Genomic DNA, 25,973 nt, shown 5'->3' on the forward strand with positions numbered 1-25,973 from the left:
AGCGATCACTTCCGGGCTTATTCGTCATGGCCGAACTTCCTCGGGGCGGCCGCGGCGAGGGCGCGCATGGAGCGAGAGCCGTGGCGACGGACGGTTGCCTCAGAGACCCCGATGCGGGGCGCGACCCGGCTGGACACCTCGTTGCTGAGCAGGCCGCCGTACCCGCGCGCCAGCCTGCGGGTCTCGACTCGGTCGGCCTCCTCGACCAGGCACAGCAGCAGGTACCGATCCGCGGGGCTGATGACCTTGTGGTCACAGGCCCACGCGAGCAGCTCCAGGAGCTCCTCGGTGGCCGACGGCTCCTCCTGCTCGGGTCCGGCGTCGGCGAGGATCTCGGGGCGGTGGAACAGCGCGCCGGCGACCCGCTCGGTCGGCATCTCGGCCGAGTAGCCGGCACCGCCGTCGACGCTCGTCAGGTCGCCGGCCGAGAAGGACTCGACGAGGGTGGTGTTGGCCCAGGTGCGGTCGGCGCGGGAGACGTAGAAGTAGTCACCGACCTCGCGGAGGACGCCGACGCGGGTGTTGATCAAGATGTTGGCCGCGACCTTGCGGGTCCGGCGCCACTTGAAGGTGCGGACCTCGATCCACAGCTGCGAGGCCACGAGCTCGTCGACCCGCTCGACTGCTGACCAGGTGCCGGTCATGACCGGCTGGCTGTCGCGGAAGACCTCGCGTGGCGGGAGGGTGCTCAGCCAGCCGGCGAGCCGGCAGGCGCCGGGCAGCAGGCACTTCGCCAGAGCGGCCGCAGCGGCGATGTCGTCGCCGCCGTCGGGGGCCGCCAGCATGGCCAGCCCGAGGAGGACCTGGTCGGAGGTTTCGTGGTCCACCGTCGGTAGCCAGGAGCGGAGGTCGTCGAAGTTGTCGACCACGCCGAGCCGCGGATCGGCCGCCACCCAGGCCGGCCACTTATGGCGGGCCTGGTCGAGCAGTTCGCTGTTGTCGTCGAGGCCGAGCTGATCGCCCACACTCATCGCGCTCGCTCCTTTCGTCCGTGGCTGAGCACGGCAGAAAGGTCGCGAGCGGGCGTCCCCGCATCCGTCCCCCCAATCCCCTGATTTCGAGGGGGGACGCCTGCTCGGCGGGGATACGGTCGTTGCGTTTGCGCAGGTCAGAGAGGGGGGACGCCCCCGTCCCCCCGAAAAATGAAAAAGATCCCTGTGATGTCTCAGGACATCGGTGACAGATCTGCCTCAGGACTGCGGTGACGCTTGGTGTGTCAGGACATCGGTGTCGCTTCTTTGGTGGCGGAGGCTGCTGGCGCCGACGTAGGTGATGCCGGGTGGCGGCCAGTCGCCCTCGGCGATGAAGGTGCCTTGGTGGTCGAAGAACTCCACGGTCTTGGTCTGGTAGATGACGTAGGCGAGTTGGCCGGCGTAGCGGCGGCCGATCATGAAGTCGACCTTGCGGGCTCGGATCACCCCGTTGAAGCGGACGGTGGTGATGCGGACCCCGTCGACGGCGTGCTTGCCTCCGCGTCCCGCTGATGCGTCCTGCGGGGGGCGGGGTGGCTCTGCTTTGGCGGTGGCGGTCCACGCCTGCGCCGGGGTGATGCGGCCGGGCAGGCTCTGGTGGGGCCGCTGGGTGTTGTAGATGAGGTCGAAGGCGTCGACTTGGGTCTGGAGCTCGGCCAGGCTGCCGGCCAGGCGCTGTTTGCCCAGGAACCGGAACAGCGTCTGGTGGAGCCGTTCGTTCTTGCCCTGGGTGGTCGGCTTGTAGGGCTTGCCGGTGATCGGCTCAACACCGAGTGAGGTGACGTAGGTGACGAGCTGGCCGACCATCCCACGCCGGGACGGGTTCAACGCCAGGCCGTTGTCGGTGAGGAGCCGTTGAGGGACACCGTGGGCCCGGATGCCCTTCTTGACCACCGCGATCGCGGCGTCAACGGTCTCCCCGGGCGCCACGAGTGAAGCCAGGGCGTAGCGGGAGTGGTCGTCGATGAACTGGAAGATCACGCAGCTGCGGCCATGAGTCAGGACGTACTCGGTGGCGTCGAGTTGCCAGCACGCGTTCGGTGCCGGGTAGACGAAGCGGCGCCACGCCGCCCTCGGCTTCTTTCTCGGCTCGGCCCGGGCCACTCCTGTCTCGCGGAAGATCCTGGCCAACGACGCCACCGACGGTGCGTCCAGGCCCAGGGAAACCATCTTGTCGTGCACGCTGATCGGCCCGTGATCCAGACCCGAGGACTCCAACGCCGCCCGCACTCCCAACGCCTGCTCCTTGACCGTGGAGTCGATCCGGGTCGGACTGGTCTTGGGGCGGCGACTCCGTGGCTCCAACGCAGCGGCCTGTCCCTCATCGCGGGCGCGAGCCAAGATCACATAGAACGTCTTCCGCGAGATCTGGTGCTCGGCACAGAACGTGGTCACCGACCCACGAGGTGCGTCCGGAGGCCATCGCGCGATCGCCAGACGGATCCGGGCATCAACAGGCTCGTTCCTCGACATCGGCCAAGTCGACCCGCTCCGGCCGACTCACGCGGGGGAACTGTCACCACCACGCACCCCGGAACTGTCACCGATGTCCTGACACAGACTCGTCACCGATGTGTTGAGACATGACAAATGAAAAAGATCCCTGTGATGTCTCAGGACATCGGTGACAGTTCTGCCTCAGGACTCTGGTGACGGTTGATGTGTCGGGACATCGGTGACGATCGGGCCATGTCTCAAGACATCGGTGACGGTTGCGCTGTCTCTCAGGACATCGGTGACAGTTGGGGCCTCCCCGGGGACGTCGCGGGCGATGGGGTTGGGGCGAAGGTGTTCGGCGCGGACGTAGCTGGTGCCAGGGGCGGGCCAGTCGGCTTCGGCGATGTAGGTGCCGTGGTGGTCGAAGAACTCCAGGGTCGTGGCGTGGTACAGGACGTAGGCGGTCTGGCCGGCGTACTGACGGCCGATGAGGAACTCGGTTCTGCGGGCCCGGACCGTGCCGTTGCTGCGCACGGTCGTGGTGCGGAGTCCCTCGGCTACGGGCACCTGACGGTGGAGCTGGCGTCGGCCGGGCGATGCTGAGGATGGCGTCGCGGGTTTCAGTGTCGGCGGCTTCATCGGTCCGATGCTGCGCAGGGCACCTGGGGAGCTGATCGGTGGTTCGGCGACCGGGGTGGCGTCCCATGCCTCTTGCGGAGTGATCCGTCCGGGCAGGCCCTGGTGGGGGCGTTGGGTGTTGTAGATGTAGTCGAACTGGTCGACCTGCGCCTGCAGCTGGCCAAGCGAGCCGGCCAGCGGCTGCTTGTCGAGCCAGCGGAACAGGGTCTGGTGGAAGCGCTCGTTCTTGCCCTGGGTGGTGGGCTTGTAGGGCTTGCCGGTGATCGGATCGACACCCAAGGCCTTCAGGTGGGTCACCAGACGACCCAGGGCGCCGCGCCTTGAGGGGTTCAGGGCGTTCCCGTTGTCGGACAGGAGCCGTTGCGGGACGCCGTGGGCGGCGATGCCCTTGTTGACCACCGCGATGGCTGCTTCAGATGTCTCGCCGAAGGCGACGTGGGAGGCGACCGCGAGCCGGGAGTGGTCGTCGATGAGCTGGAAGATCACGCACTTGCGACCGCCGGCCAGGACGTACTCGGTGGCGTCGAGTTGCCAGCACGCGTTCGGAGCCGGGTAGACGAACCTGCGCCAGGCCGACCGGGGCTTCTTCTTCGGCTCCAGCCGGGCCACGCCCTTGTCCCGGAAGATCCGCGCCAACGTCGCCACCGACGGCACCGGCGTCATGCCCAGAGCGAGCATCTTGTCGTGGACGCTGATCGGGCCATAGTCCAGACCCGAGGACTCCAATGCGGTGCGCACCCCGAGCGCTTGCTGCTTGATCTCCTCGGTGATCCGGTTCGGGGAGGTCCGCGGCCGGCGTGAGCGAGGCTCCAACGCCGCGGCCTGACCCTCGGCCTTGGCGCGGGCCAAGATCGCATAGAACGTCTTGCGGGAGATCTGATGCTCGAGACAGAAGCTGGTCACCGCCCCACGCGGCGAATCGGCCGGCCACAGCGAGATAGCGAGACGGACACGGGCATCTACAGGCTCATTTTTCGACACCGGAGAAGTCGAGCCGCCGCCCCACCACCCCCCTGAGCCGGGCCGGTCCTGAAGTAAGTGTCACCACCAAGACCCCTGGTTGTGTCACCGATGTCCTGAGGCAGAACTGTCACCGAAGTCCCGAGAGATAACAAATGAAAAAGATCCCGGCCGACCCTTGCGCGGTGTCGAGATGTCGGGATGCAGCGAACCTTTCCAAACGGCGCCGATGTTCCTTTCAACACCGGACACCGGATCACTACACATTGAGCGCCGTGGATGACGCGCTTGGCTGCAGTACAACGGGATGACCGCGGCCGGGCGGGGCAGTTCGAATTTCGAGGACCGCAAGCCCGCTGGTGGCTACTCTCCACGGCGTGGGTAACGCGTCGGGGAAGCAGACAAGTCGCGAGGAAGAGATCGCGTTCCTAGCCATGGAGCAGGTGCTCAAGGTCGACATCGAACTCGCGGATGCGGGGGCCGGTGACAGGCAGCCCGACGGCGCCTGGGTCTATCCCGACAGTGGGCGACGCCATGCGGTCGTCGAGATCACCTCACCCCCAGCCACGAGCCTTTTGGCCAGTTGGGCGGCCGCGAAGAGGGAGGGTCGGGCACAGAGCGAGTCCGGATCGGTGGACCTGCGCTTGGGAGAGCTCGCGGAGGTGTGTACTGAGATCCTCGCGGAGGACTGGGCCAAGGCCAACCTGGACAAGCTGCTGGCCAAGTCGGCGGACGAGCGGCACCTGTTCCTGCTCGGACGCGGCCACGACGTGCAGCACTACTTCTACAGGCTCTCCGATTCGTACGACGACGGGACAGCTGAGCACGTAGATGAGCTCTCTCTGCCCGACGGCATCACGGATGTCTGGTTCCGTGGCAGAGCACGGCGAGACCCGGTCGAGCCGCTCGGCGCATGGGAACTCTGGTTGGCGAGGTTCCAGCGCGGAGTGGGGTGGCACCGCTACGTGGTGACGATCGAGGAACAGCAGCTGCCAGCACCCAACGCTGGCATCGCTGACGATCCGGCTCCCGAGGGCTGGCGCGAGCCGAAGAACCGAACCATCAATTCGATCAGCGACTAACGCGGTGCCGGCTCCCAGTTCCAGGCTGAGTGGATCGTGCAGGTACCGCTGGATCCCTCATACCGTCGCCTAGGCGGCCAGCGAGTCACAACATTGTGTGGCGCGGAGAGCCCGTCCACCGTAGTTCTTCGGGCAGGTGCGACATGTCGTTGAACACCACCACGGTCGGTGGCCGGTCCGTGTCGTACCTAATCACGGTCAAAGCGGCGTGGCCGTTGTCGATGCCCAGCCAACGCCACGCTGGAGCCGCGTACGCATGGCGTACCAGCCATCCGACGGTGAAGGCGTGAGTCACGACGAGATGGTGGGTGTCGTCTTCGCCTTGCTCCGGCCCAGCCAGCAGCCGGATGGCATCCGCCGCGAGCTCCGCTCCCTGTGCGGCGTCCTCCACCGAAACGTCGGCCAGGAACGCCATCACGCCGGCGCGATACTCCGGGTCGACCTCGTCCGGAGGCGGCCGATGCGGGACGTAGTCACCGGCAGCGTCGAGCTTGGTAGCCGGCACCTGGCTGCCGAGTTGCTTTGAGACGAGTTGTGCGGTCTCCGTCGCCCTCGGCAGCGGGCCATGATGAACCGATGCGAAGGGCACCTTCGACAGCCGCCGCCCCAGCAGAATGGCCTGCTGGACGCCCTGCTCGGTCAGCCTGCCGTCGTCGCCCGGTTCGGCGTGTCGAGCAAGGTAGAGGTGTCGCACTGACATGCCGTGCATTCCATCACGAACACTTGTGGCCGCTAGGCGGCATCACGCCGACCGCGGGCGTCGTCCGCCCGACATGCCAGCCAGCGCGACACCGTCCGGAACCCAACGAAGGTCCGCGGCCCCGGCGCGTGACCTGCGGACGTCGCAGGGCCTCGGGGAGGCGAGGCGCTCAGGATGCCTTGGTTATGCGGCTGCCGACCTCATGGGGCGACGGGACGTAGTCGTCGACGCCCACGTCCCACTCCGCACCGTCGCGAGCACGGTGCGGGCCGTCGTGATAGTCGCGCAAGCAGCAGTCCTTGACCGTCACCGCGCCGTCGATCCGCACCCGCAGGTAAGCCTCGCAGAAGTACGAGCGGTAGCCGTAGGGGTCCGGCGGCGTGCGGAAGCCCTTGCCCTCAGCGACCAATTGAGCGCACGTCAAGCACTGACCGTTCGTGACGGCCTCCGCCTCGGGCACGAACTCGTCGGCCAGCACGGCGCGGACCTTCCTGCCGCACGCGGCGGGCGGGCCGCTGCCGATGGGACCACCGTAGAAGTGGACCGCGCCGGGCACGACCACTCCGTGCCACGGGTCGCCGTCCTGCGTCCCCGCCGCGTCAATCGCGTGGACCAGCCCGGGATCGTCGAGCAGCGCCTTAACCGCGAAGCCGTTCTCGCGCTTGCCGGTGACCTTGGCGTGGGCGACCCGCATGACGTGGGGGGTCGGCTGCCGGGCGTGGCCCGTGGCGGGCTGGGCGTCAGTCTCGCCCGCGAACTGAGGCGCAGGAGTCGGTCGCGCAGCGCGGATCTTGTCGCCGTACGTTGACTCGAAGCGGGCAACCGTGGCTGCCGACAGTGGCTGGTCGGCCTCGGCCACCCGGTAGCCGATCTTCTCCAACGCCAGCGTTAGGAACTTCGTCGTGACGCCGTAGCGATCGGCGACTTCTCGGACGGTGTACACGGGCGGCTCCTCGAACGTGTGTTCACAGCCTATGCGAGCGGAACGACAGTTCGTCGGAGCCACTCACGTCGAGAAGTCTCCCCGGTGCAGAGCCCCCGAACGTGACGCTCAAGCTGCCGCAACACTGCCCGCACGTAGCCCCGATCGCGCGACACCACATTGACGGGCCTGGGCGAATCGTGGCCGCTTTACCAAGATCCCCGCGGGGAGCTCGGCAATCTGCATTTCATCTCAACACGAGATGCAGCCAACCTTGACCGTCGCGAACGTTGGCTAAGGAGCACCTAGCCCTCAAGGGCTCGGCGCTCATCTCAGTGGCGGGTGCCATGTGGCTCATTCGGTCACGCTCAACCGGACAGCACGTTCGTTCCGGGTTCCCTTGGGCGTGTGAGACGCACGCGCTTCGCGGTCACAGTCGGTGGGTGCTCGTAACGTACGTCTCATGCTCAGGGGTATCCGATGACCGATGCACTTGGCGGTTCCGACGGCATGCCGGAGCTCGAACTTCCTTTCCACATCGCCGACGCCACGTCGTGGCGGATGGTTGCGGAACTGGTCCGGAGACATCCCGACGAGTTGTGGGTACTCCGCACCTTTCCCTTCGAGGGTCACTACGACTGCCTGACGGTCGTGCGACGCTCGAGGCCGCTGGACTGGCCGGCGATCCGATTCAACCGCCATGGATGTCACGCAGACTTCGGCTGGTTCGGCCCGGGTGAGGCGCCGGCTGCCCCTACTCAGGGGTCGCTGATCAGGTGGACTGATTACCTATATGCGGAGGATCCCCGCGACTGGCTTGCCGAGCTCGAGGCGCGAGTCGGGCTGCCAAAGCCGCGTCGCCGGCAGTTGCCGCCATCGACGCCGGCGTCGCTGACCGTGCGGTGGATCGCCCAGTTCTTGTCGGCGCAGATCGGAGCCCGACCGAGGTGGACGGCCTGGACGGTCATCGACGCGGCGGCAAGCCGCTTCGGTTACAGCTTCGACGCCCTTCCTGGGCGCGCGCAGTGGGTAGAGGAGCAGGGCGATGACCTGGCTGCCGTTCACGGTGTCTGGTTCCTTGGAACCCATGACGGCGCCCCACACCTTGCGCTTTCATGGGCCGGCGACCTTTGGACGGCCAACGGAGCTCGCTGGCTGCTTCCCGCAGAGCGTAGGCCAGGCGAAAGCATCACGAGCCTGGTTGCACGTACCGCCGGTCCACATCTGCCGTAATCGAGGGAGTGTCCTATGCCGCCGTTTGGCCAGTTGCGCTACGACAGGTCCGTCAGCGAGGAGTTCCTCGGACACTTCCTCCCTGACGGGTTCGCGTCCTCGCTGCTGCAGTACGCGAGAGCCCGATATCCGATCGACTTCCAATTCCGGAAAGACCCCAAGACGGGCGCGCAGTGGGCGACCCTCTACCTCGGGATGACCGCGGTCCTGAACGTTGAAGACAAGCGGGACAAGGGTGTTCGACTGACGGCTCACCCAAAATACGCGAACTCGCTCTATCACTGGGCCGACGACTGGGCTCAGACAAACAGTCCCGAAACCTGGCGCAGCCGATGGCCGGCCGTCGAGAACTACCTCGAACGAATCATCCCGGCAGTCATGACCGACGGCCGGCTGACTGCGACCGAAGGCCTGGTCCAGGCCGCGGTCTCCGTGTACATCGGCGACTCGACCCGCGTGATGCTCGACCGAGAGGTCACTCCGTACTTCCTCGACACGGCCACGAAGAACGCGATCCTGACTAGCTACTCCAACCCGCTCGCCGAGGCGATCGAAGCGAGCAATCCTGTGCCAGGCAAACCCCGGACTCCGTTCGGTGCACGCTGCGACGTGCTCGCGCTGCGAAAGGACGGTTGCCTGGTCGCGATCGAGGTGAAGCCGGGAAGCGTCGCATCGCTCGCCTGGGTTCCGGCGCAGGCGACCATGTACGCCCGTGTGCTGCAGCACTGGGTCGACAACGACCCCGGCTGGGCCGAGATCATCACGGCCTCCTACGAGCAGCGGCATCGGCTCGGCCTGGTCCCCGAAGGTTTCAAGCTGCCGAAGCTTCAGCCGCGCGTGGTCCCAGCTGTGGCCTTCCAGCGGATCGCCTCTGCTGAGTACATCGACCGGATGTTCAAGGTGCACAAGGCACTCCAGACCTCAACAGCGGGCCATCCCGACATCCAGTTCTTTGAGGTGTCGCTTTCGGGGCGACTTGACGAGCGCCATCCCTGAGTAGTGTCGGTGGTCGTCTCTACCGTCATCCACAACATGACAGAGATCGAGTTCGCGGCGGAGCAGCAGGCTCTCGCCACCGCTTGGAAACAGCGAACCGCAGTCCTCCCCGACGCGGCCAAGGCGGCTGCGCCGTGGATCAACCACAAGGGCCAGCCGCGCGGTCGGTACGACTACTGCCTACCGACCGCCTTCGCCAACCACAACCTCCTGCCGAACGTGCGTCCCGGGGCGATCGCCCTCTTCGACGAGCTGAGGATTCCATGGCACTGCGGGGTCGACACTGGCCCTGGCAATCACCTGCTTTCCTCGCAGGTCCAATGCGTCAACGCTCTGTATCCGATGGTCACCGACCCCGGTCGGTTGTCGACGGTGTTCGGCCCGCTGCTCGACCTCGCCGAGGTGTTGCCGATCGAGCCGGACCGGTATCTGACGTTCGAGTACATCGGTCCAGCCGACTACTTCGGCGAAGGTAAGGGGCGACCACGAACCCGCGGCTCGATGTGCACGAGCGTTGACGCTGCCTTCCGCTACCGAACGACGTCCGGCGACATCGAACTTGCTCTGGTCGAATGGAAGTACACCGAGAGCTATCTGCGACCACGGCACCCCGACCCCACGAAGGACCAGGTGCGTGTCGGCCGCTACCTAGCCGACATCGAGGACACCCGGGGGCCGATCCGCTCGGACGTACTTCCCATCGATCTGCTCTTCGACGAGCCGCTATACCAACTAACCCGGCAACAGCTCCTGGCCCACCGCCTCGAAGTGGATCGCGCGGAGGGCGCGTCGGTTGTGCGAGTGCTTCACGTCCTCTCGCCAGACAACCACGCGTTCCAGCGATCTCTCGTCCGGGAAGAGACGAACGCCATAGGAGAATGTGTGGACGACGTGTGGGCCCAACTCCTGGCTCGGCGCGACCGATTCATGCACGTCAACCCGGACGTCTTTCTCAAATCGGCCGCGACGACGAGCGACGACTACGTCGACCGCTACGCCCCCGCAAGGACGACGGCCGAGTCGAGATCATGACCCCCACACTGTGGTGGCATGAGGCGTGGGTTGCCCGTGTGGGCAGCGCGCCGACCAGGCCAAGCAGCCGAGAAGAGTCGGTCCAGCAGGTACTGGCGCGGACCTTCCTAGGGCTCGAGCCTGCTGACTTCTTGAAGTACCCGCTCACCGACGACGGTGAGACGGTCGTCAAGGCGATCTGGAATGCGGCCTTTGGTGACGGCCCCAACCAGCTCGACTGGTTCGTCAGCGAATACGAACTCCCGGTGCCTGTGGAGTGGCGGGAGGAAATCGGGCTCACCTACCGCGCGCCGGACTTCGCATGCGGTACCGGGAACCGGATTCTGATCATCGAGTTGAAGACAGAGTGGGGCAGTTACACGAAGGCACAGATCACCGACTTCCTCCGGCTTGCCCGGCGGCTCCACCCTGACGCCGACATCGACTTGCTGCTTCTCGAGGAACGGCATCGCCGCGCGAACCGCAACCTCGACCGTCGGCAGCGCTATGCCGAAATGACCTGGACGCAGCTTGCAGCCATCCTCCGCGCAGAATTGCCTGACCACGACCTCGCGATCAAGTTGTGTGGCTTCCTTGAGGAAAATCTCGCTGGCGCCGCAGCAGCCACCAGTGCTTCCGCCGCTGCGGAACCATCCGCCGGAGAGCGGGCCCTGGCCGAGCGGGAGGCGCCGCTTGACGCCTTCGTGGCCACCGCAGTCGATCAGGCACTTCACATCGCTCCCGCCATCGAAGCCGCTCCGATGAACACGAAGGTAGCCCGCGGCATCGACGTCCCGTTCGCGTCAGTGGCTGACCTCCGCATCGCCGAGGTCGCGGTCCGCGATGCGCTCCTCAATGCCGGGCATCCCGGCGTCTCAACCTGGCTGTGGCGCAAGACGTCGGGCGGCACGCCCGCGACGCCAGCCGGTAGGGACACCGGCATGGAGTTGCGGATACAGCCCCGCCGCTGACGGTACGTTGCTCGCTGGCCCGATCGAAGGCGAGTCTGCGCAATGCTCACTGTGGACAGTCGCGCAGTCTTCGCTGTATCTCGACACTTCTTATGCGCGGTCGCGCGGCCCCGGACGGCAGTCGACCCGGCGCCGGTCCGGCGCCGGCGCAGTTCCTCCCCGGCCCCGGCCGCCGTGAGTTTCTGGTTCTCCTGCGCTGCTCGATCGGCCGTGCTCTACTAGGCGCCGAAGCCCCAGGTGACCCGAGACGCCTGGGGCTTTCCCCTTCGCAACAGGTGGCCCGCGCAGCCCGGATGCTCGCGCCGGCCGGGCTCGACCCGAGGCCGTTAGAACGAGACCAGGTCCCCGTCCTGCTCCGAGGACGGGGACCTGTCTCCTGTGGTCGCTGAGTGGCTACGGACCGATGCTTCTCACTGGGTCAGCACCTGGGCCTCACCGATTCGGATCGGCAGCGAGTCGGTGGTCAGGTCGAACTCGATGGTTCCGGACTGCCCGCCGCCGGTCCACTCGACCACCCAGTGGCTCGTGGCGGTGACCTGGTAGGCGCCGTCGGGCTGGTCCGTCGACATCTTCTCGTAGCGGTGCCCACACGTCGGCGAATCCTTCTTGCCGTAGTGATCGGCGTACGGGGTGCCCTTGCCTGTGCAGGTCACCGTGGTCCCGTCGCCCATGTCCCAGAGGATGCTGGAGACGCTGGCGGTGGCACTGACCGACACCGACCCCTCGCTGGCCGATGCAGTGATCGGGCCGAACGTGTCGTCCGTCGGGCTGTCGACCCACATCCACACCGGCAGCCCGACGAGTCCAACCCGGTTCGGACCGGATTCGGGGACGATGCCGATCTGGATGGGATCCAGGTCCATCGAGGCGATCGCGCGCTCCGCGAGGACCACAGGGTCGATCGTGACCGTGCCGTTCTGGATCCACATCGGCTCCCAGGACGAGCCAGGTGGCGGGAAGTAGCAGATGTGCCAGGCGCCATCCTCATTGGTCTGCCCGGGCGGCGGCTGAGCGCCTGCCCCGCCTGGATCCCAGACGTCGCCCACGTAGCATCCGTGCGCGCTGCTCCAGACCGATCCACCGGGTCCGGTGCACGGGATCTCGTTGCCACCGTAGGAGCACGTCGATGAGCCCCCGCCGTCGCCACCGCCGTCGCCACCGTTGTTGCCGCCGTCCTCGTCCTCGCAGTGGACTTCTCCCGTAATTGGGTCCGCCACGCAGTCGGCGCTCGCTGCTGAGGCGGTGACCATCACGATTACGAGCGACCCCGCCAAGGCCACGATGAAGGCCAATAGTCTCCTCAGCATGGCTCGTCCCACAGGAGGTCCGAGTCAGAGACCTTCCACGCACCCTTGTCCTTGACCAGGGTGTACTCGACCGGCGCAGGGTTCCGTAGCGGGTCGCCGTTGGGGTCGGTGAAATCTGGCTTACGGACAGCCCCGTCGTTCTTCCATGTCACGTTCGAGCGGTCCTCGCAATCGATGATCAGGATCGAGGCCCCACGGTTCCGTGGTTCCGCGAGTGTGTGCCCGTACTGACCGGTGACCGTGACGTTCTCGTTAGTCATGCTGGCGACGACGTGCTGCAGCTGCAGGAACTCGTCCCCCGTCGCGACGGGGTTGAGGGTCTTGAAGTTGATGTCGCGCTTTCGGTACGCCATGTCGCGCACGTCGAGGTACTTCGTCAGCTGGGCCGCCGCCTTCTCCTCCGGTGTCTTCGGAGTCGGCGTGCTGGTGGGTGTCGGCGAGGGTGACTGGCTCGGGGTCTCCTGGACGGTGGGCTCGGTGTCGCCGCCGCAGCCCGTCAGGGTCAGGGCGAGGGCGAGGGCCACTCCCCCGAGTGCGGAGTGGTGCTTCCTCATGGGGTGTCTCCTCCTGTGGTGGGCGACGCCATTACTGACCGCTGGCTGACGTCGTTGGCGATGTGCTCGAGGTGTTCTTCGGCTGCGTCGACGAGCTCGGCCAGCGAGCCGTTGTCGGCGGGTCGATCCCGAACTTCTTGTCGGCGTTGTAGAGCGTGCGGATGGTGTCGCGCACGAACACGGCCCGCGCGACGCGGCGGGCGTCGAGGTCGGGGCGGTCGCCGCCGGCCGCGACGTATCGGCCGGTGAGTTCCTGGTCGAACGTTGTCATGTGCTGGTGCTCCCTTCCCGAGTCAGCTCGCGAGCCAGCCGTGTGTACGGATGATGGTCTTCGTGCGCTCCGACAATTCCATGGGTGCGTCGCCGTCGTCGGACCGGTTGCAGATCTCTTCGCGCAGGATCCGGTCGGCCTCGAGCTGGTCGCCCTCGGCCTTCATGACGTGGGCAAGGCACAGTCGGGTGCTCTCGCCGTCGGGGTCTGCGCGGTTGGCGACGTAGGCGGCGGAGCGGGCCTTGATCAGGTCGCCGGCCGCGAGCGCCTCGGTGACGACGATGAGGGCGACGTCGGCGATCCACCCGCCCGCCATGAGGTCGACGCGGTCAGGCTCGTTCGCGAGCCATGCCCACCCTTCCTCGCGGAGCTGGCTGAACGGCTGGGCCTCGCCGACGAGCTCGAGCGCTGTGCAGAGGTCGGCGACACCCTCGGCGCCGCCTCGACTCTGCCCGCGCTTGCGGAGACGGATGAAGAGGTCCAGGTCGACGAGCAGGCCGTCGTCGACTTGGTAGACGTTGACCCCAGTGAGTTTGGCGGCCGGTGCCTTGTCCGCGTAGGGCAGGTGGTCCTCGCCGGTGCGGGAGTTAGGACCGAGCCAGTCGCGGACGATGTTGGTGTAGTCGCGCACCTTGCCGTCGGAGATGGAGAAGGCCTCGCGGATCTGCTCGCGGGTTGCGCCGTGCTTGCGGTGCAGGGCGAGGAACGCCAGGAGCTCGGTGAAGTAGGGCTTGCGCTTGGCGAGTGCCTTGCCGCGGGTGCGTGCGGTGACCGGGCCGAGCAGGGTGAGGCGCGGGCGGGCGCAGTTGGGCGAGAACCAGTCGGCGATGTCCTGGTCGAGGGTGGGGTCCTTCTCCTCGACCTCGGCGCGGACGTGGGCGGGCACCTTCGGCGCCAGGGCCTCGAGGTCCTCCTGCACGATCGCGCTCTCGCGGATGTACTCCTCGTCCTCGCCCTCGAGCAGGGAGGACAGGGGCTCGTCGACGGCTCCCTCGGGGGTGTTGCGGGGCAGGGTGTACTCGCGACGCAGAGCTCCGGAGGAGTCGGTGTAGGCCTCCCAGCCGTCGGTGGCGGTCTCGTCCACGGGCGTGTCGACGTACTCCGGGGTCTCGCTCTGGGCGTAGACCAGAGCGCAGCCGCGGGCCTCGTCGCTGGTGAGGCCGACGGCGATGAGGTTGAGGCCGACGTGCTGGAGGACGACGCGACCGGTGTTGGTCATGTGCAGCACCGCACCGGGGGTGTTCGGGCGTTCGCCGGCAACGACGATGGAGGTCGCAGACTGTCCGACGTGATCGTTGACCAGCTGCAGCAGCTGCTCGAGGTCGTCGGGGTCTCCGGCTGCGGCATCGAGGAGCAGCATCCTGGCGGGCCAGGTGTCGTCGTCGACGCTGCCAGTGCGGGCCGTGGACACATCGGTGTCGTGTCGCTTCGCCCGGTCGACCGTGGTCACCGCGGCGGCGAGGATCTCCGCGGTCGCGGGCGTCCCGGCCGCACCGGTCGGGTAGTAGGTGATCCGCTCGTCCATGGCGACGGTCTCCTCGGCCACGCCGATGCAGTCGACCTGGACGCGGCGCGACCACGGGTTCACGGCCAGCTGAGCAGCGAGGTGGCGGGCGAAGTCGCGGCCGTAGGTGGGGTCGCCACTGATGGTCAGCGTGGAGAGCTCCTCGCAGTTCAGCAGCCAGGTCTCGCCGGTGTCGCTCATGCCGATGGTGGCCAGCAGCGGGTAGGGCGGCTCGACTTTGCCGGTGTCGGGGCCGAGGTCCTCCACCGCGGTGTCCGTGCTGACGTGCCAGTGGGTCTGGTCGGGGCTGCCCGCCCAGGGAGCCGGCACGGCGGCCGGGGCGCTCAGGTGCAGCGTCAGTTTGCCCTTCGCGAGCTCGACGGCCGCCAGCGGCGGCATCGTGGTGCCCTGGGCTCCGACCGCGGCCGCGAGGCGGCGCAGGGCCTCGTCGGCGAACTCCACGGTGGCGGCCGCGGCGGCACCGGTCGCGTTCAGCGTCATCTCCACCGGCGCCAGCTCGGGCGGCGGGGCGGCGATCGCTCGACCGGGCGGCCGGTTCCGGTAGGCGGAGCGCCGACGGGACCGCAGGGCCATCAGCAGTGCCCCGGACAGCAGCACGCCCCCGCCGGTGAGACCGGCGAGGACCCAGGGCGCTTCGAGGATCGAGTCGTCGGTGTCGTCGACCTGGTCGACGTCGGCGGCCGGCGCCGTCGGCTCCTCGGCCTGCGGGACTTCNCGTCGGCGGCCGGCGCCGTCGGCTCCTCGGCCTGCGGGACTTCAGGCGCGTCAGTCTCCGGCGCCTCGGTCTCGGGGACCGGCGGCGTCTCCTCGGTCGGCGAGTCGATCGGCTGCTGCTCGGTCTTGGGCTCGGCGGGGATCTCGGGCTTGTCCTCGCGAGGCTGCGGCTGGTGCTGCCGGTCGTCGTGACCGGCAGGTGTCTGGGCGCCGGGGATGTTGAGCTTCCAGCCGACGTCGATCACGTCGGGGTCAGCGAGGTGGGCGCCGCCGGGCTGGGTGATCCCGGTGGAGGCCTTGTAGATCTCCGGCCACCGGTCGGAATCACCGAGCTCGTCGTGGGCGATGTCGCTGAGTGTGTCGTCGGGTTGCACGGTGTAGGCGTGCGCCGGCGTTCCGCTGTCCGGGGCTGGCAGCTTGAGCACCCAGCCGGGCTCGAGGAAGCTGGGTCGGGAGCCGAGGAGGTCGCGGTTGAGCTCGGCGATCTCCTTGTAGCGCGCGCCGTCACCGAAGTGGTCCTCAGCGATCGACCACAGGCTCTCCCCCGGCTTGACCGAGTGATCGACCGTCGCGCGCTCCTGCTTCGCCTCGACCTTCACGCCGGGCTGGGCGGGCGTCTGGTCGACGGTCCCGGCCTGGACATGGCCCACCGCCGCCGGCGCGGACGCGGCGGCCGGGCCGACGTTGGCGGCCTGTGCGGCGATCGGCGCTGCGATGAACAGCAGTGCAGCGAGTCCGATCAGTCCGTGGGCCGCGGACTGCGGGCGGCCAAGACCCGGCAACTTGGGCGCCTCGACCCTGCGGAGCCGGGCGATGGTCTCCACCACCAGGCTGAGGGTCATGAAGGCCCACGCGGCCCAGCCGATCACCTTGAACAGGCCCAGGATCAGGGTGCCGTCGTCGGGTGCGAGGAGTGCGTCCTTGACGCTCTCCCAGCTCGGCGCCTGGTCGGGGATCGGGTTGGCTCCGATCGCGAGGAAGAGGGCCGGCAGGCCGATGATGATGCCGAGGACGGCGACCGTGGCGAGAAGCCCGGTCAGCCGCTGGCGCAGGGTGGGCGTAGTCATCGTTCGATGCCTCCTTGGGCGCGGATGAGCCGTGCAGACGCCTCCCCGGTGATCCTCATCGAGTCCAGCCCGATGATCCCGAGGAACTTGCTGTCGTAGGTGTCGGTGGTGCGCACGATCAGGGTGTCGCCGTTGACGACGGTGACGCTGCCCTCCACGCCGGCGGCGTTGAGGTAGCCCTGCGCGGCGGACTTGGCGGCGTTGATGTCGACGCGGAGCTCCTCGCCCCGGATGGCGGTCGAGCCCTGGACCTCCTGGGCGCCGGTGCGGGCTGCCTGGGCCGCGGCACTGCGGGCCTGCTGCTGGGCGTGCACCTTGCCGCCGAGGTCGACGGTCATCCCGACCAGGATGATCATCACCAGTGACGCGGTGGCGAACCAGACGCTGATGGCGCCGCGCTCGTCGCGCTGTAGTCGGACCGGGTGCCTCTTCATCGGCGCTCCCGGTAGGCGTCGACGGGGCTGCTCGCGGTTGCGGTGATCGTGCGGGTGCCGGGTACGCCGGGGATGCTCAGGTCCGACAGGTTGACCGTGCAGGTCACGGTGACGTTCACCTGGGCGGTGTTCCCGATCGGTGCGTTGAACGCCGCAGCGTTGACCGTGATGTTCGTGCTGGTGCAGTGCACGTCCTGGTCGTGCAGGCTGCTTGCGGCCGAGGACCTGCCTGCGACGATTGCCTCGCTCTGGGTTCGCTCGATCGAGGCTGCCCGTGCTGCCTCGTAGGCGGCTGCTTCCACGGACTGCTTGGCGATCTCGACGCGGCCGCCGAGGATGATCATCGCCACGAACAGCCCGAAGGCCGGGACGCCGATCGCGGCCTCGATGGCCACCGATCCGCGCTCGTCCCGGCTGCGGTTGAAGGCGCGTGCCCAGATGCTCTGCCCCATCATTCGGTGAGCCTCTCGACCGGGACGCTGGCGCTCTGGCGGACGGTCACGTGCCAGCCGGGGATCACGCTCATGGACTTGCCGGTGACGGTGATCGTGGCCGTTGTCGTGGTCCGTGACCCGGAGACGCTCGTCGACGTCATCACGTCGGATCCGCCGGCGTCCTGAAGGAAGCCGTTCGCGGTCGCCACTCCGGACTCACGGGTGCCGTTCTCGCTGCCCGCCTCGCGTGCGCCCTCCTGCGCGGCCGCGAGCGCTACTTCGCGGGCGTGGTAGTACAGCGCGCCCTGGACACCGAGGAACATCACAAGGAAGAGCGCCGGCATCAGGAAGACCATCTGGATGGCCACTGAGCCGCGCTCGTCCCGGCGTCGGCGGCGAGAGCTGGAGAACATGGACGGACCTACTTGATCTTTCCGGCCTCGCTGGTCACGAACGCCCTGATCGCGGCGACGACGATGCCGACGATGAGGATGACCGCGCCGGCCCAGATGACCTGCTCGATCGTGACCGAGCCGCGCTCGTCGCGTCGGTGCTTGACGATGCGGTCCTCCATGCTGGCGATCACGGCGAGGGCCGTCACCTGGAGGGTTATGAAGAGCTTCAACATCGGGTTGTTCCTTTCTGGGTGTGGAGTTCGGGGTGTCCCGGGATTGACGTCGGTGTCAGGTCGCGAATCGGAGCATCGACGGGGTGACGAGGATCGCCATGAAGACGATGCCGAGCAGACTGGCGGGGATGTACATGCGCTCGGAGACGGCGTTGGCCTTCCCGAGTTCGGCGCTGAGCATCGCCGAGCGAAGGGCGGCGGCGCGGGCGCGGAGGTTGTTGTAGATCTGGGCGCCGTCCTGGCCGGACTGCTGCATGATGTCGGCGAGGTCGTCGAGCTCGGGGACGCCGAGGTCATCGGCAAGCCCGTGCAGGGAGTCCCAGGGGGCGCGGGTCATGTAGCGGGCGCGGCGCAGCTCGCTCTCGATTCGCTTGAACACCCAGGTGTCGCCGACCTCGGCCGCGGAGCGCAGCGCCTGCTGGCCGCTGGAGCCGTCGCGGACTCCGGTGGCGACCATGTCGATGTAGGCGCCCAGGGCCCGGCTGAACTCGATGCGGGCCTTCTTGGCGTCGTCAGTGGCGTTGTAGTTGGGCATGAACCAGAACAGTGCGGCGAGCCCGAGCGACCCGAAGGTGGGGATCACGAACGGGAGCGGGAGCCCGATCAGCGCGAAGAACGCCGCGAACAGCGGCGGCATGGCCAGGCCGAGCAGCGCCCAAACGACCTTGTCGCCGTAGAACCTGGTCTCGCTGATCTGGAGGATGGCCAGGTCCTTGCGGGGCGTGTGTGCCCACGCTCCCCCGGGCAGGTTCTTGATCGCCCACACGCCGATCCGGTCGACGAGCGATCGGGATTCGGTGCTCTCCTCGACGTCGAGCGGGCCGGCGCTGCGGCGGGGCACGACGTGGCCGGGCGAGAGCCGGTCCAGGGCGTCGGCGAGGTCGGGGTCGGACGGGGCCAGGCGCCACACGAGCAGGGCAACGGCGAGCCCGAGGAGGGTGCCGCTGGCGAGCGCGAGCTGGAGGCCGGTCATGGGAGTGCTCCTTCCTTCTCCCCGTGCGCCGCTCGGTGCGCGTTGCGGGCCTGGAGGTCGAGGAAGCGCGGGAGCGGCTTGGCGACCGCCATCCGGCGCATCCACAGCAGCGTTGCCACGTAGGCAGTCAGCAAGACGGCGAGGATGACCTGGCCGAGCGGGCTGCCGTACGGCTCGATGTAGTCGCCGGTGAGGGCGAGCATGCCCAGGACGCCGAGGGTGATCACGGTGACCGTGCGGGCGGTGGTGCGCGGCTTGGCCTGGTCCGCGGCGATCTGGCGGCGGGCGCGCACGTCGGCGGCGACGGTCTCGGCGAGGGCGTCCAGCGCCTTGGCCAGGCCGGCCTGCCCGCGCCCGCTGGCGGCGAGGATCAGCTGGCTGGCCACCACGTCGCCGGTGGAGTCGTTGAGGTCCTCGGCGAAGGCGCGCAGCACGTCCTCGGTGGTGGCGGTGTTGTTCCAGAGCCGGGAGACCATCAGGCCGACCTCGCGCTCGATGGGCGCCGGCACCGACTGCAGCGACTTGATGAGAGCCGAGCGCAGCGACTGGCCGGCCGTCAGCTTGCCGGACAGTGACCGGGTCCACTCCTCGAGCGCCTCGAGCTTCTCAATGCTGGCGGGCGCCCGCGGGGGGGGGGGCAGCAGCGGGATGCCGACGATCGCGGCCGGGACGAGCACGATCGCGATCACCCAGCCGGTCAGCAGCGCGACCAGGAGGCCGGCGACAGCGCCGCCGATGACCAGCATCCGGGTGCGCGGGTTGAGCCGGGTGAACCAGCCGCCCGCCCGGCCGAGCGGGGTGAGGGTCCGGGCGGGCCGCGGCGGCTTCGGAGGTGCGGGGATCAGCGCGTAGACCATGCCGATCAGGCCGATGACGATGAGCGCGCCGAAGACGGCGGGCAGGAAGGCGGTCATGAGATCGCCACCCCCGGGTTTGCCTGGGACTCGGCCTTGTACGCCTCGAGGTCGAACCCGTGGCGGGCGAGCTCCTGGGCGAGGAAGTTGTCGAGCTTCCCGGTGGCGACGGCCTGGCCGAGCTGGTTCGGAGCGAAGATCGGGGTGGTCGCATACCCGCGGGCTGCGTCGATGCTGGGCTGGACGACCAGGACCTCCTCGACCCAGCGCTGCTTGCGGAAGGTGCCGTCGCCGTTGGGGACGACCTCGGAGCGCAGGTACATCACGATGTCGATGGCGGCGGCGAGCTTGCTGATCGCGAGTTCGCGGGTGACCTGCGGGCCCTTCTCCATGGCGCAGGAGACGAGCTTCTCGATGGTGTGCTCGGCGCTGCGGGCGTGGGTGGTGCTGATCGAGCCCGGGCCGGACTCCATGGCCTTGAGCATGTTCCAGACCTCCGGGCCGCGGACCTCGCCGACGATCTGGCGGGCGAGGTTGAACCGGAAGGAGTGGTGGATGGCCTCCTCGAGGCTGAACTCACCGGCCTGGCGGCCGTCGATGCCGACCTCGCCGGATCCGGGCCGGTGCTCCCAGGCGTGGACGATCTTGTGCCGGTCGACCAGCTCGTGCAGGTGCAGCTCGAACTCGGTCTCGAAGGTGCCGATCATCTCCCAGGGCGGGATGCACGAGCACAGGGCGCGGACCCAGGTGGTCTTGCCCGAGCCCTGGACGCCGGAGACGACGATGCTCTTGCCGGCGCGGACGCAGGCGGCGAGGAAGTCGGCCAGGACCGCGCCGCACGCCTTGCGGTCGTAGACCATTTCGTCCATCGACACCTCGCGCATCCCGTGCCGGCGGATTACCACCGAGGTGTGGGCCATCACCCAGGAGCCGGCCGCGAGTCGGGCGCCGCCGGGCAGGCGCAGGTCCAGGTGCGGACGCGCTTCGGTGAAGGGCCGGTTCTGCCGGGAGCCGAGGTCGGCGAGGAACTCGCGCAGTTCGTCCTCGGAGTCGGCGATCGGGGCGGCCTCGACCAGGGTGCCGTCGATGAGCTCCAGCCACGCGGCGCATTCGGGGCCGCGGGCGATGACGATGATGTTCTCCACGTCCTCGCGCTCGACCAGCGGCTGCAGCCGGCCGAGACCGAACAGTGCGGCCTTGAGCGCGGCCTTGAGGGCGTTCTCCTGCTGGCGGCTCCACGGCGGACGGCCGGTCGAGACGAGGGTCTCGGCTTCGGACTTGATGAACTCCTCGATGACGTCGAGGCCCATCTGTTCGCGGTCCTCGTCGGTGACACGGCCGCCTTCCTTGTCCAGCCGGGCGGTCAGCCGGGAGGAGATTTCGGCCCGGTACTGGGCGATGAGCTCCCAGTCCAGCTCGACCTCCCCCATGTCGGCGGCGTAGTAGTCGGTGGCGGCGATCGCGTATGGCTGGTCGTCGGGGTTGGCGACCAGCGGGCGGAGCGTGAAGTCCGAGCGGTTGCGGCCCGGCAGCTGTTCCTCGCTGGTCCAGGCGCCGGCGAAGATCGGCAGCGACGTCGGGTCGTGGTCCTCGCTGGTCGGCGCCGGCGGGGGTGGCTGCGTGGCCGGGGGGTTGCCGTTGGTGCCGCGGCCGCGGGCGAACGGGGAGCGCGGGCTGCGGTCTGCGTGCCGCGCCGCGAGCCATTCGTCGGCGCGGAGCGGCTCGCGGTCCTGGGCTCCGGGCTGGTGTCCGTTGGTGGTCATGCGCGGCCTCCGATCGGGTGGGCGAGGGCGGCCTGGTTGGAGGTGAGGACGGAGTGGATCAAGGAGGCTCCGGTGCGGTAGCTGCGCACCAGGGTGGAGGACTCGAACTTGCGCGGCTTGCGGGCGCCGTGGGAGTAGACCTCGGCGGCCTCGGGATCCCAGCCCACCGATGCTGCGACGGAGATCTGGAGCGCCTTGGCGATGTGTCGCGGCGTGTAGGGACGCACCCGCGGGACGCCCGTCGGCATCGCCGGCCAGCGGCGGTCCTCGTCGACGAGGAGAAGGCCGAGTCGCGAGAGGCCGCCGACGGCGGCGAACTGGTCGCGCAGCATCTTGGCCCACGAGCGTGCACCGGCCAGCGCGGGCAGTGAGCTGCGGGTGATCAACAGGGTCAGGTCGGAGGCAGCGATGAGCGGCTGCGGCCAGCCCGCGAGACCGAGCCGGCCGGCGTCGACGATGACGTCCTGCCCGTTGCGGTCCAGCGCGCGCAGCTGCTCGGCGAGCGGCTCCCACAGCGGCAGCAGGCTCGGGGCCTGCTCGTGTGCCCGGATGCCAGGCAAGAACCAGGGCGCCCGCTCGGCCGGGTGCTCGGGGTCCAGCAACAGCGTCTCGCGAGGAAGGGCGGCGGCCAGTGTCCCCTCGCGCAGCGCGAGGGCGAGGTTGATCAGCCCGCCGGTGGGTTCCTGGGTTCCGTGGAAGTAGCCGGCGAAGACCGCGGAGGAACCGGTCGGGTCGGCGTCGACCAGGAGCACGGGACGGTGCCAGTTGAGGGTGAGTCCCAGCGCCGTGGTGGAGACGCCGGGCGAACCGCTGGCGGACGCGAGGACGATCAGCGCCATCGCTCAGCGCTCCCGCGTGTCCAGGACCAGTGCGACCCGCCCGGTCGCGGCGCGGGCTGCCAGGTCAGCGGCGTCGCCCTCGGGGACAGAGACGTCGACAACGGTCTCGCCGGTCTCCTGCACGCGGCTAACACCAACGACGACTGCCTCGACCGTGACCGGGTCCTCGCTGGTGACCTCGCCCTGGTCGCCGGGCGTGGTGACGATCCGGACGGAGTCACCGGAGTAGAGCGGCTCGGACGGCATCTGCGCGGGAGTGAGGCTGATGCCCACCAGGGACTCCCCCTCCCCCGGCACCAGGCTGTCGGTGACGGCCTCCTCGGTGAGCAGGGTGCCGGCCCACAGGTCGACGGCGGCGCGGCTGCCCTCGAGGTCGGCCTTCTGGCTACCGGCGACCGGGGTCAGCGCCGGGTCGACGCTCACCCGCACAACCGAGAGGTCACCGGCCTCGATGGTCTCGCCGCGCTTGATGTCCTGGCTGACGACGAGGACCTCTTGGGTGTCGTTGACCGATGTGAACGCGAAGGCGGTACCCAGCGCTCCTGCGGCGACGAGGGCCGCACAGAGTGCGAACACCCATGGGCTGCGGCGCCGCTTGGGTCGTGTTCGCGGACTGTTGTTGAGATCGGGCATGGTTCGGCTGGTGGGGGGCGCCTCGCCTGACAGGCCGTGAGCGGTGTTCTGCGACATGGATCCCGAGTCCTCTCGTGTCTCGATCACCTACGTGTCAAGACGGGCCCGGAGCGATCAGCGCGAGCCCAACTCGATAGTCCCACACTAGTGCATTTCTATCGATCGTCTCGTTGTCCACAGGTGACCGCTTCCGAGATGCCATCGCCCAGTCCTGACCGGAGGGTCGCGCGCTCAATCCCCCCGTGGGACCGAGCATCAACGCCTCCGAACGATCCGGAGTCCATGGGACCACAAATTCGTCCGGAGCTCCCGGAACGAATTTCTCACCTGTGGATAACGGTCAAACCCGCCTGCACCTACGAACTCGTTCAGGCCGAGGCAGTCCCGCTGCGCCGGCGTTGCCGTTGCGCCTCATGGAATGCTGCGACAACCACTTCGACGGACTCCCCGAGTGCGCAGGCGAGCGCTTCGAGCGACTGTGGTGCAGGGAGTCGGGTCCAGCGCCCTTGCTCCCAGGCGTAATAGGTCGGCACAGCCACGTTCACCGACGTGGCGAGTTCGGGAGCGGTGAGCCCTGCCTGCAGGCGGAGCGCTCGAAGATCGGGAACATCACCGTCGAGGTGAATCAGCCGCAGCGTCGGGATGTCGAGGGCTTTGGCGAGTCTGACCAGGAAGTCGGGGCGCGGAGTTGACGTGCCCAACTCCCAGCGAGAGATGCGCTCACCCCCAGCCGCCCCCACCAGGCGCGCCAACTCATGCTGAGTCAACCCCGCTTCTTCGCGAGCAGCCCTCAACGCGTTGGGGTCGATTCCGGAGGCCATCGCCGTCGAACACTAGCGGTATCGATCGTCTGCGGGATCGGTCAGTCTGGGCCGCCCCGGACCGACGACCTGGGACCGCGGAGCCCGTCCGCCTCTCCCAGTGAGGACACACCTAGCGCCGCGGACACTCATCGCCGCACGGCGAATGACCCAGGGCGCGAGATCGCGCCCAGCCTCGGTATCACCTCCGGCGGCCTACCCCGCTGGCCACCCGCTGCGAGTCCCACCCCGGCAGTAAGTTTCCCCCACTGATAGCCGCCGGATTCCCCCCGTAGCGCGTATCGGGCTGATCGCTTACCAACCTCCTTCGCACCTAGGTGACCAGAAAGCGAGGTGGACCCATGAGCAATTCCCCAGCGGAGAACCCGGTCCCCGGAGTCGTCACCTTCACCGCCCGCGGCAACGCGGCCCTCGATCAGCTGGCCGACGCACTGGTGGCCGAGTGCGACGGCTCCCCCACGAGCATCGCCGACCTCCTCGAACAAGTCCTGGAAGCCGACATCGAGGACCTGGCCGAATCCCTCAGCCAGACCGCCCAGCCGACGCCGCCCGCGAGCCTCGACGTCGATGAACTCGGGCCGCCGGCCGAGAGTCCCGACGACGCTGCGCGTCGCCGGCTCTCGACCAGGTCGCCGTTCGCCGGCGGAAATTCTGGTGCACCCGGCACGGGCATCCCGCTCTGACACCGAGATTTAAAGGATTTAAAGACCGCTAAAGCTCGCGGCGATATTTAAAGGATTTAAAGAGGTTGATAGGTGTCTGACGTGAATCCCTTCACCCCCACCTTCGGGACCAGTCCCCCGCTGCTGGTCGGCCGCGATACCGACCTGGACGACTTCCGCGAGGGGCTTCGAGGAGGCCCCGGATCGCCTGAGCGCGCCACGTTGGTCACCGGGCTGCGCGGTACAGGCAAGACGGTCATGCTTAATGCCTACGAGGACGTCGCCGGCGCGGAAGGCTGGCTGGTGATCTCCGAGACCGCGACGCCCAACCTCATCGACCGGATCACCCATGAGCACCTGCCGCGCCTGCTGAGTGAAGTCGATCCCCGCCAGACCGAGTCGCGCCTGACCGGCGTCTCGCTCCCGGGCGGATTCGGCGCCGACCGCGAGGTCTCCGAGCGCCACACTCCCCGCCCAGGCCTGCGGTCCCAGCTGAACTTGCTGACCGACCTCCTGGCCGAGCGAGGCGGCGGCGGTGTCCTCATCACCGTCGACGAGGTCCACCGCAAGGGCCTGAAGGATCTCCGCGAGCTCGGAACCACGATCCAGCATGCCTTCCGCGAGCGCCGCAACGTCGCCTTCGTCGGCGCCGGCCTGCCCTCCGCTGTCGACGGCCTGCTCTCCGATGAGGTTTCGACGTTCCTGCGCCGCGCCGACCGGCGCCATCTCCGCACGGTCCGGCCCGAGGAGGTCGCCGCGGCGATTGCCGTGCCCGTCCGTGAGGCCGGCCGAGACATCACTCCTGACGCCCTGCAGGTCGCCGTGGCCGGCACCGGCGGATACCCGTTCATGATCCAGCTCGTCGGACTGCACGCCTGGCGGGCCGACAGCACCGCCGCGACCATCGACGTCGACCAAGCTCGTCGCGGCGTCGACCAGGCGCGCCGCAAGGTCGGGCAGCTCGTCCACGCCAGCGCTCTGGCCGACCTCTCCGACGTGGACCGCTCCTTCCTGGCCGCCATGGCCCACGACGACGGCCCGAGCCGCATGGCCGACATCGCCGACCGCCTCGGCGTCGACGCCACCTACGCCGGCCAGTACCGGCTGCGACTGATCGCCGCGGAGGTGATCGAGCCCCGGGGCCACGGGCTGGTCGACTTCACCCTCCCGGGCCTGCGGGACTATCTGCGAGAGCACGCCGCAAGCAGCCACTGGGGTCCTGAAATCGCGCTCCCGCCGGCGGATCGGTCGACACTCCCCGGCACCGACCAGGAGAGGAGGCAACTCCCAGGGCCGCCCGACAACACCGGCGGCCGCGGCTTGCCCCGGTAGTCACTGAACGCCCTTACCAGCCAGGCCTACGGTCCCAGCTGGCGACGAGCCTGACGACGCAGGACCGCCTCGAGCTCGGCCACACCCACGCCGAGCGGGGTCGGAGGCGCGACGTCGGCAAGGTCATCGAGAAGCTCGTCGACGTCGGCGGCCTCCAGCTGCGGGGCGCTGTAGGCATTCCACTCGCCCACCGCCGCGGCGAGCCGGCGGTAGGCCTCGACATCGGCCGCAGCGTTGAAC

At 68.4% G+C, this 25,973-nt stretch carries 24 protein-coding genes and 3 pseudogenes; 7 read left to right on the forward strand and 20 right to left on the reverse strand.

What is annotated here, in order from left to right; all coding sequences use genetic code 11:
* Window positions 1–17: 17 nt before the first annotated feature.
* The 3 genes and pseudogenes from H0488_RS00815 to H0488_RS00825 form a co-directional block, all read right to left on the reverse strand.
* Window positions 18–971 carry a hypothetical protein gene (locus H0488_RS00815; RefSeq protein ID WP_183097409.1) on the reverse strand — a complete coding sequence of 318 codons (954 nt, stop codon included), beginning with the start codon at window positions 969–971 and terminating at the stop codon, window positions 18–20.
* 534 nt (window positions 972–1,505) lie between these two features.
* Window positions 1,506–2,444 (reverse strand): annotated as a pseudogene (locus tag H0488_RS00820) (integrase core domain-containing protein); the annotation flags it as partial.
* 297 nt (window positions 2,445–2,741) lie between these two features.
* Window positions 2,742–4,028, reverse strand: a pseudogene (locus H0488_RS00825) (integrase core domain-containing protein); the annotation flags it as partial.
* 356 nt (window positions 4,029–4,384) lie between these two features.
* Here H0488_RS00825 and H0488_RS00830 point away from each other — a divergent pair.
* Window positions 4,385–5,089: a hypothetical protein gene (locus tag H0488_RS00830; protein ID WP_183097411.1), complete on the forward strand. Its 705-nt coding sequence runs from the start codon at window positions 4,385–4,387 to the stop codon at window positions 5,087–5,089.
* A gap of 85 nt (window positions 5,090–5,174) precedes the next feature.
* On the opposite strand, the gene H0488_RS00835 is transcribed toward H0488_RS00830, so the two are convergent.
* On the reverse strand, window positions 5,175–5,789 hold the full coding sequence (locus tag H0488_RS00835) for a histidine phosphatase family protein (protein ID WP_220794064.1): 615 nt from the start codon (window positions 5,787–5,789) through the stop codon (window positions 5,175–5,177).
* Between the two features lie 169 nt (window positions 5,790–5,958).
* Window positions 5,959–6,732: a hypothetical protein gene (locus H0488_RS00840; protein ID WP_183097413.1), complete on the reverse strand. Its 774-nt coding sequence runs from the start codon at window positions 6,730–6,732 to the stop codon at window positions 5,959–5,961.
* A gap of 459 nt (window positions 6,733–7,191) precedes the next feature.
* Between H0488_RS00840 and H0488_RS00845 the strand changes: the two genes are divergently transcribed.
* From H0488_RS00845 to H0488_RS00860, 4 genes are read left to right on the forward strand one after another with little or no spacing between them, the layout of a single operon-like run.
* The gene (locus H0488_RS00845) at window positions 7,192–7,944 is read left to right on the forward strand and encodes a TY-Chap2 family putative peptide chaperone (protein WP_183097414.1); all 753 of its coding nucleotides are present in this window, start codon (window positions 7,192–7,194) and stop codon (window positions 7,942–7,944) included.
* Between the two features lie 15 nt (window positions 7,945–7,959).
* Window positions 7,960–8,940: a hypothetical protein gene (locus H0488_RS00850; protein ID WP_183097415.1), complete on the forward strand. Its 981-nt coding sequence runs from the start codon at window positions 7,960–7,962 to the stop codon at window positions 8,938–8,940.
* A gap of 36 nt (window positions 8,941–8,976) precedes the next feature.
* Entirely contained in the window at window positions 8,977–9,972 is a 996-nt protein-coding gene (locus H0488_RS00855) for a PGN_0703 family putative restriction endonuclease (RefSeq protein WP_183097416.1), read from the forward strand.
* Window positions 9,969–10,922: a hypothetical protein gene (locus tag H0488_RS00860; protein WP_183097417.1), complete on the forward strand. Its 954-nt coding sequence runs from the start codon at window positions 9,969–9,971 to the stop codon at window positions 10,920–10,922. The genes H0488_RS00855 and H0488_RS00860 overlap by 4 nt, the downstream gene beginning before the upstream one ends.
* A 410-nt stretch (window positions 10,923–11,332) precedes the next feature.
* On the opposite strand, the gene H0488_RS00865 is transcribed toward H0488_RS00860, so the two are convergent.
* The 14 genes from H0488_RS00865 to H0488_RS00935 form a co-directional block, all read right to left on the reverse strand.
* On the reverse strand, window positions 11,333–12,139 hold the full coding sequence (locus H0488_RS00865) for a hypothetical protein (RefSeq protein WP_183097418.1): 807 nt from the start codon (window positions 12,137–12,139) through the stop codon (window positions 11,333–11,335).
* Window positions 12,140–12,222: 83 nt separating this feature from the next.
* Window positions 12,223–12,783, reverse strand: coding sequence for a hypothetical protein (locus H0488_RS00870; RefSeq protein ID WP_183097419.1), 561 nt, complete (start codon window positions 12,781–12,783; stop codon window positions 12,223–12,225).
* Window positions 12,784–12,814: 31 nt separating this feature from the next.
* Window positions 12,815–13,054: a hypothetical protein gene (locus H0488_RS00875; protein ID WP_183097420.1), complete on the reverse strand. Its 240-nt coding sequence runs from the start codon at window positions 13,052–13,054 to the stop codon at window positions 12,815–12,817.
* 22 nt (window positions 13,055–13,076) lie between these two features.
* Complete coding sequence (locus H0488_RS00880) at window positions 13,077–15,176, reverse strand: hypothetical protein (protein ID WP_183097421.1); 2,100 nt, start codon at window positions 15,174–15,176, stop codon at window positions 13,077–13,079.
* Between the two features lie 1,180 nt (window positions 15,177–16,356).
* A complete protein-coding gene (locus H0488_RS00890; protein WP_183097423.1) occupies window positions 16,357–16,794 on the reverse strand; it encodes a TadE/TadG family type IV pilus assembly protein in 438 nt (145 codons plus the stop codon).
* Complete coding sequence (locus H0488_RS00895) at window positions 16,791–17,249, reverse strand: TadE/TadG family type IV pilus assembly protein (RefSeq protein ID WP_183097424.1); 459 nt, start codon at window positions 17,247–17,249, stop codon at window positions 16,791–16,793. The genes H0488_RS00890 and H0488_RS00895 overlap by 4 nt, the downstream gene beginning before the upstream one ends.
* Window positions 17,246–17,641: a TadE family protein gene (locus tag H0488_RS00900; RefSeq protein WP_145724660.1), complete on the reverse strand. Its 396-nt coding sequence runs from the start codon at window positions 17,639–17,641 to the stop codon at window positions 17,246–17,248. The genes H0488_RS00895 and H0488_RS00900 overlap by 4 nt, the downstream gene beginning before the upstream one ends.
* A gap of 8 nt (window positions 17,642–17,649) precedes the next feature.
* Entirely contained in the window at window positions 17,650–17,856 is a 207-nt protein-coding gene (locus tag H0488_RS00905; RefSeq protein WP_183097425.1) for a hypothetical protein, read from the reverse strand.
* Between the two features lie 55 nt (window positions 17,857–17,911).
* Window positions 17,912–18,829 carry a type II secretion system F family protein gene (locus tag H0488_RS00910; RefSeq protein WP_183097426.1) on the reverse strand — a complete coding sequence of 306 codons (918 nt, stop codon included), beginning with the start codon at window positions 18,827–18,829 and terminating at the stop codon, window positions 17,912–17,914.
* The gene (locus H0488_RS00915; protein ID WP_183097427.1) at window positions 18,826–19,743 is read right to left on the reverse strand and encodes a type II secretion system F family protein; all 918 of its coding nucleotides are present in this window, start codon (window positions 19,741–19,743) and stop codon (window positions 18,826–18,828) included. The genes H0488_RS00910 and H0488_RS00915 overlap by 4 nt, the downstream gene beginning before the upstream one ends.
* The gene (locus tag H0488_RS00920) at window positions 19,740–21,446 is read right to left on the reverse strand and encodes a TadA family conjugal transfer-associated ATPase (protein ID WP_183097428.1); all 1,707 of its coding nucleotides are present in this window, start codon (window positions 21,444–21,446) and stop codon (window positions 19,740–19,742) included. The genes H0488_RS00915 and H0488_RS00920 overlap by 4 nt, the downstream gene beginning before the upstream one ends.
* Entirely contained in the window at window positions 21,443–22,285 is an 843-nt protein-coding gene (locus H0488_RS00925) for a CpaE/TadZ family protein (RefSeq protein ID WP_183097429.1), read from the reverse strand. Before H0488_RS00925 ends, H0488_RS00920 begins: the two co-directional genes overlap by 4 nt.
* A 3-nt stretch (window positions 22,286–22,288) precedes the next feature.
* Window positions 22,289–22,861, reverse strand: a complete 573-nt coding sequence (locus H0488_RS00930; protein WP_312856162.1) for an SAF domain-containing protein — start codon at window positions 22,859–22,861, stop codon at window positions 22,289–22,291.
* 425 nt (window positions 22,862–23,286) lie between these two features.
* A complete protein-coding gene (locus H0488_RS00935) occupies window positions 23,287–23,739 on the reverse strand; it encodes a helix-turn-helix domain-containing protein (protein ID WP_183097431.1) in 453 nt (150 codons plus the stop codon).
* 341 nt (window positions 23,740–24,080) lie between these two features.
* Between H0488_RS00935 and H0488_RS00940 the strand changes: the two genes are divergently transcribed.
* The gene (locus tag H0488_RS00940; protein WP_183097432.1) at window positions 24,081–24,422 is read left to right on the forward strand and encodes a hypothetical protein; all 342 of its coding nucleotides are present in this window, start codon (window positions 24,081–24,083) and stop codon (window positions 24,420–24,422) included.
* Between the two features lie 81 nt (window positions 24,423–24,503).
* Window positions 24,504–25,733 carry an ATP-binding protein gene (locus tag H0488_RS00945; protein ID WP_183097433.1) on the forward strand — a complete coding sequence of 410 codons (1,230 nt, stop codon included), beginning with the start codon at window positions 24,504–24,506 and terminating at the stop codon, window positions 25,731–25,733.
* Window positions 25,734–25,759: 26 nt separating this feature from the next.
* Here H0488_RS00945 and H0488_RS00950 read toward each other — a convergent pair.
* Window positions 25,760–25,973: pseudogene (locus tag H0488_RS00950) on the reverse strand (hypothetical protein); the annotation flags it as partial.

Origin of the sequence: Nocardioides pelophilus, assembly GCF_014180685.1 — a bacterium.
GTDB lineage: Bacteria > Actinomycetota > Actinomycetes > Propionibacteriales > Nocardioidaceae > Nocardioides > Nocardioides pelophilus.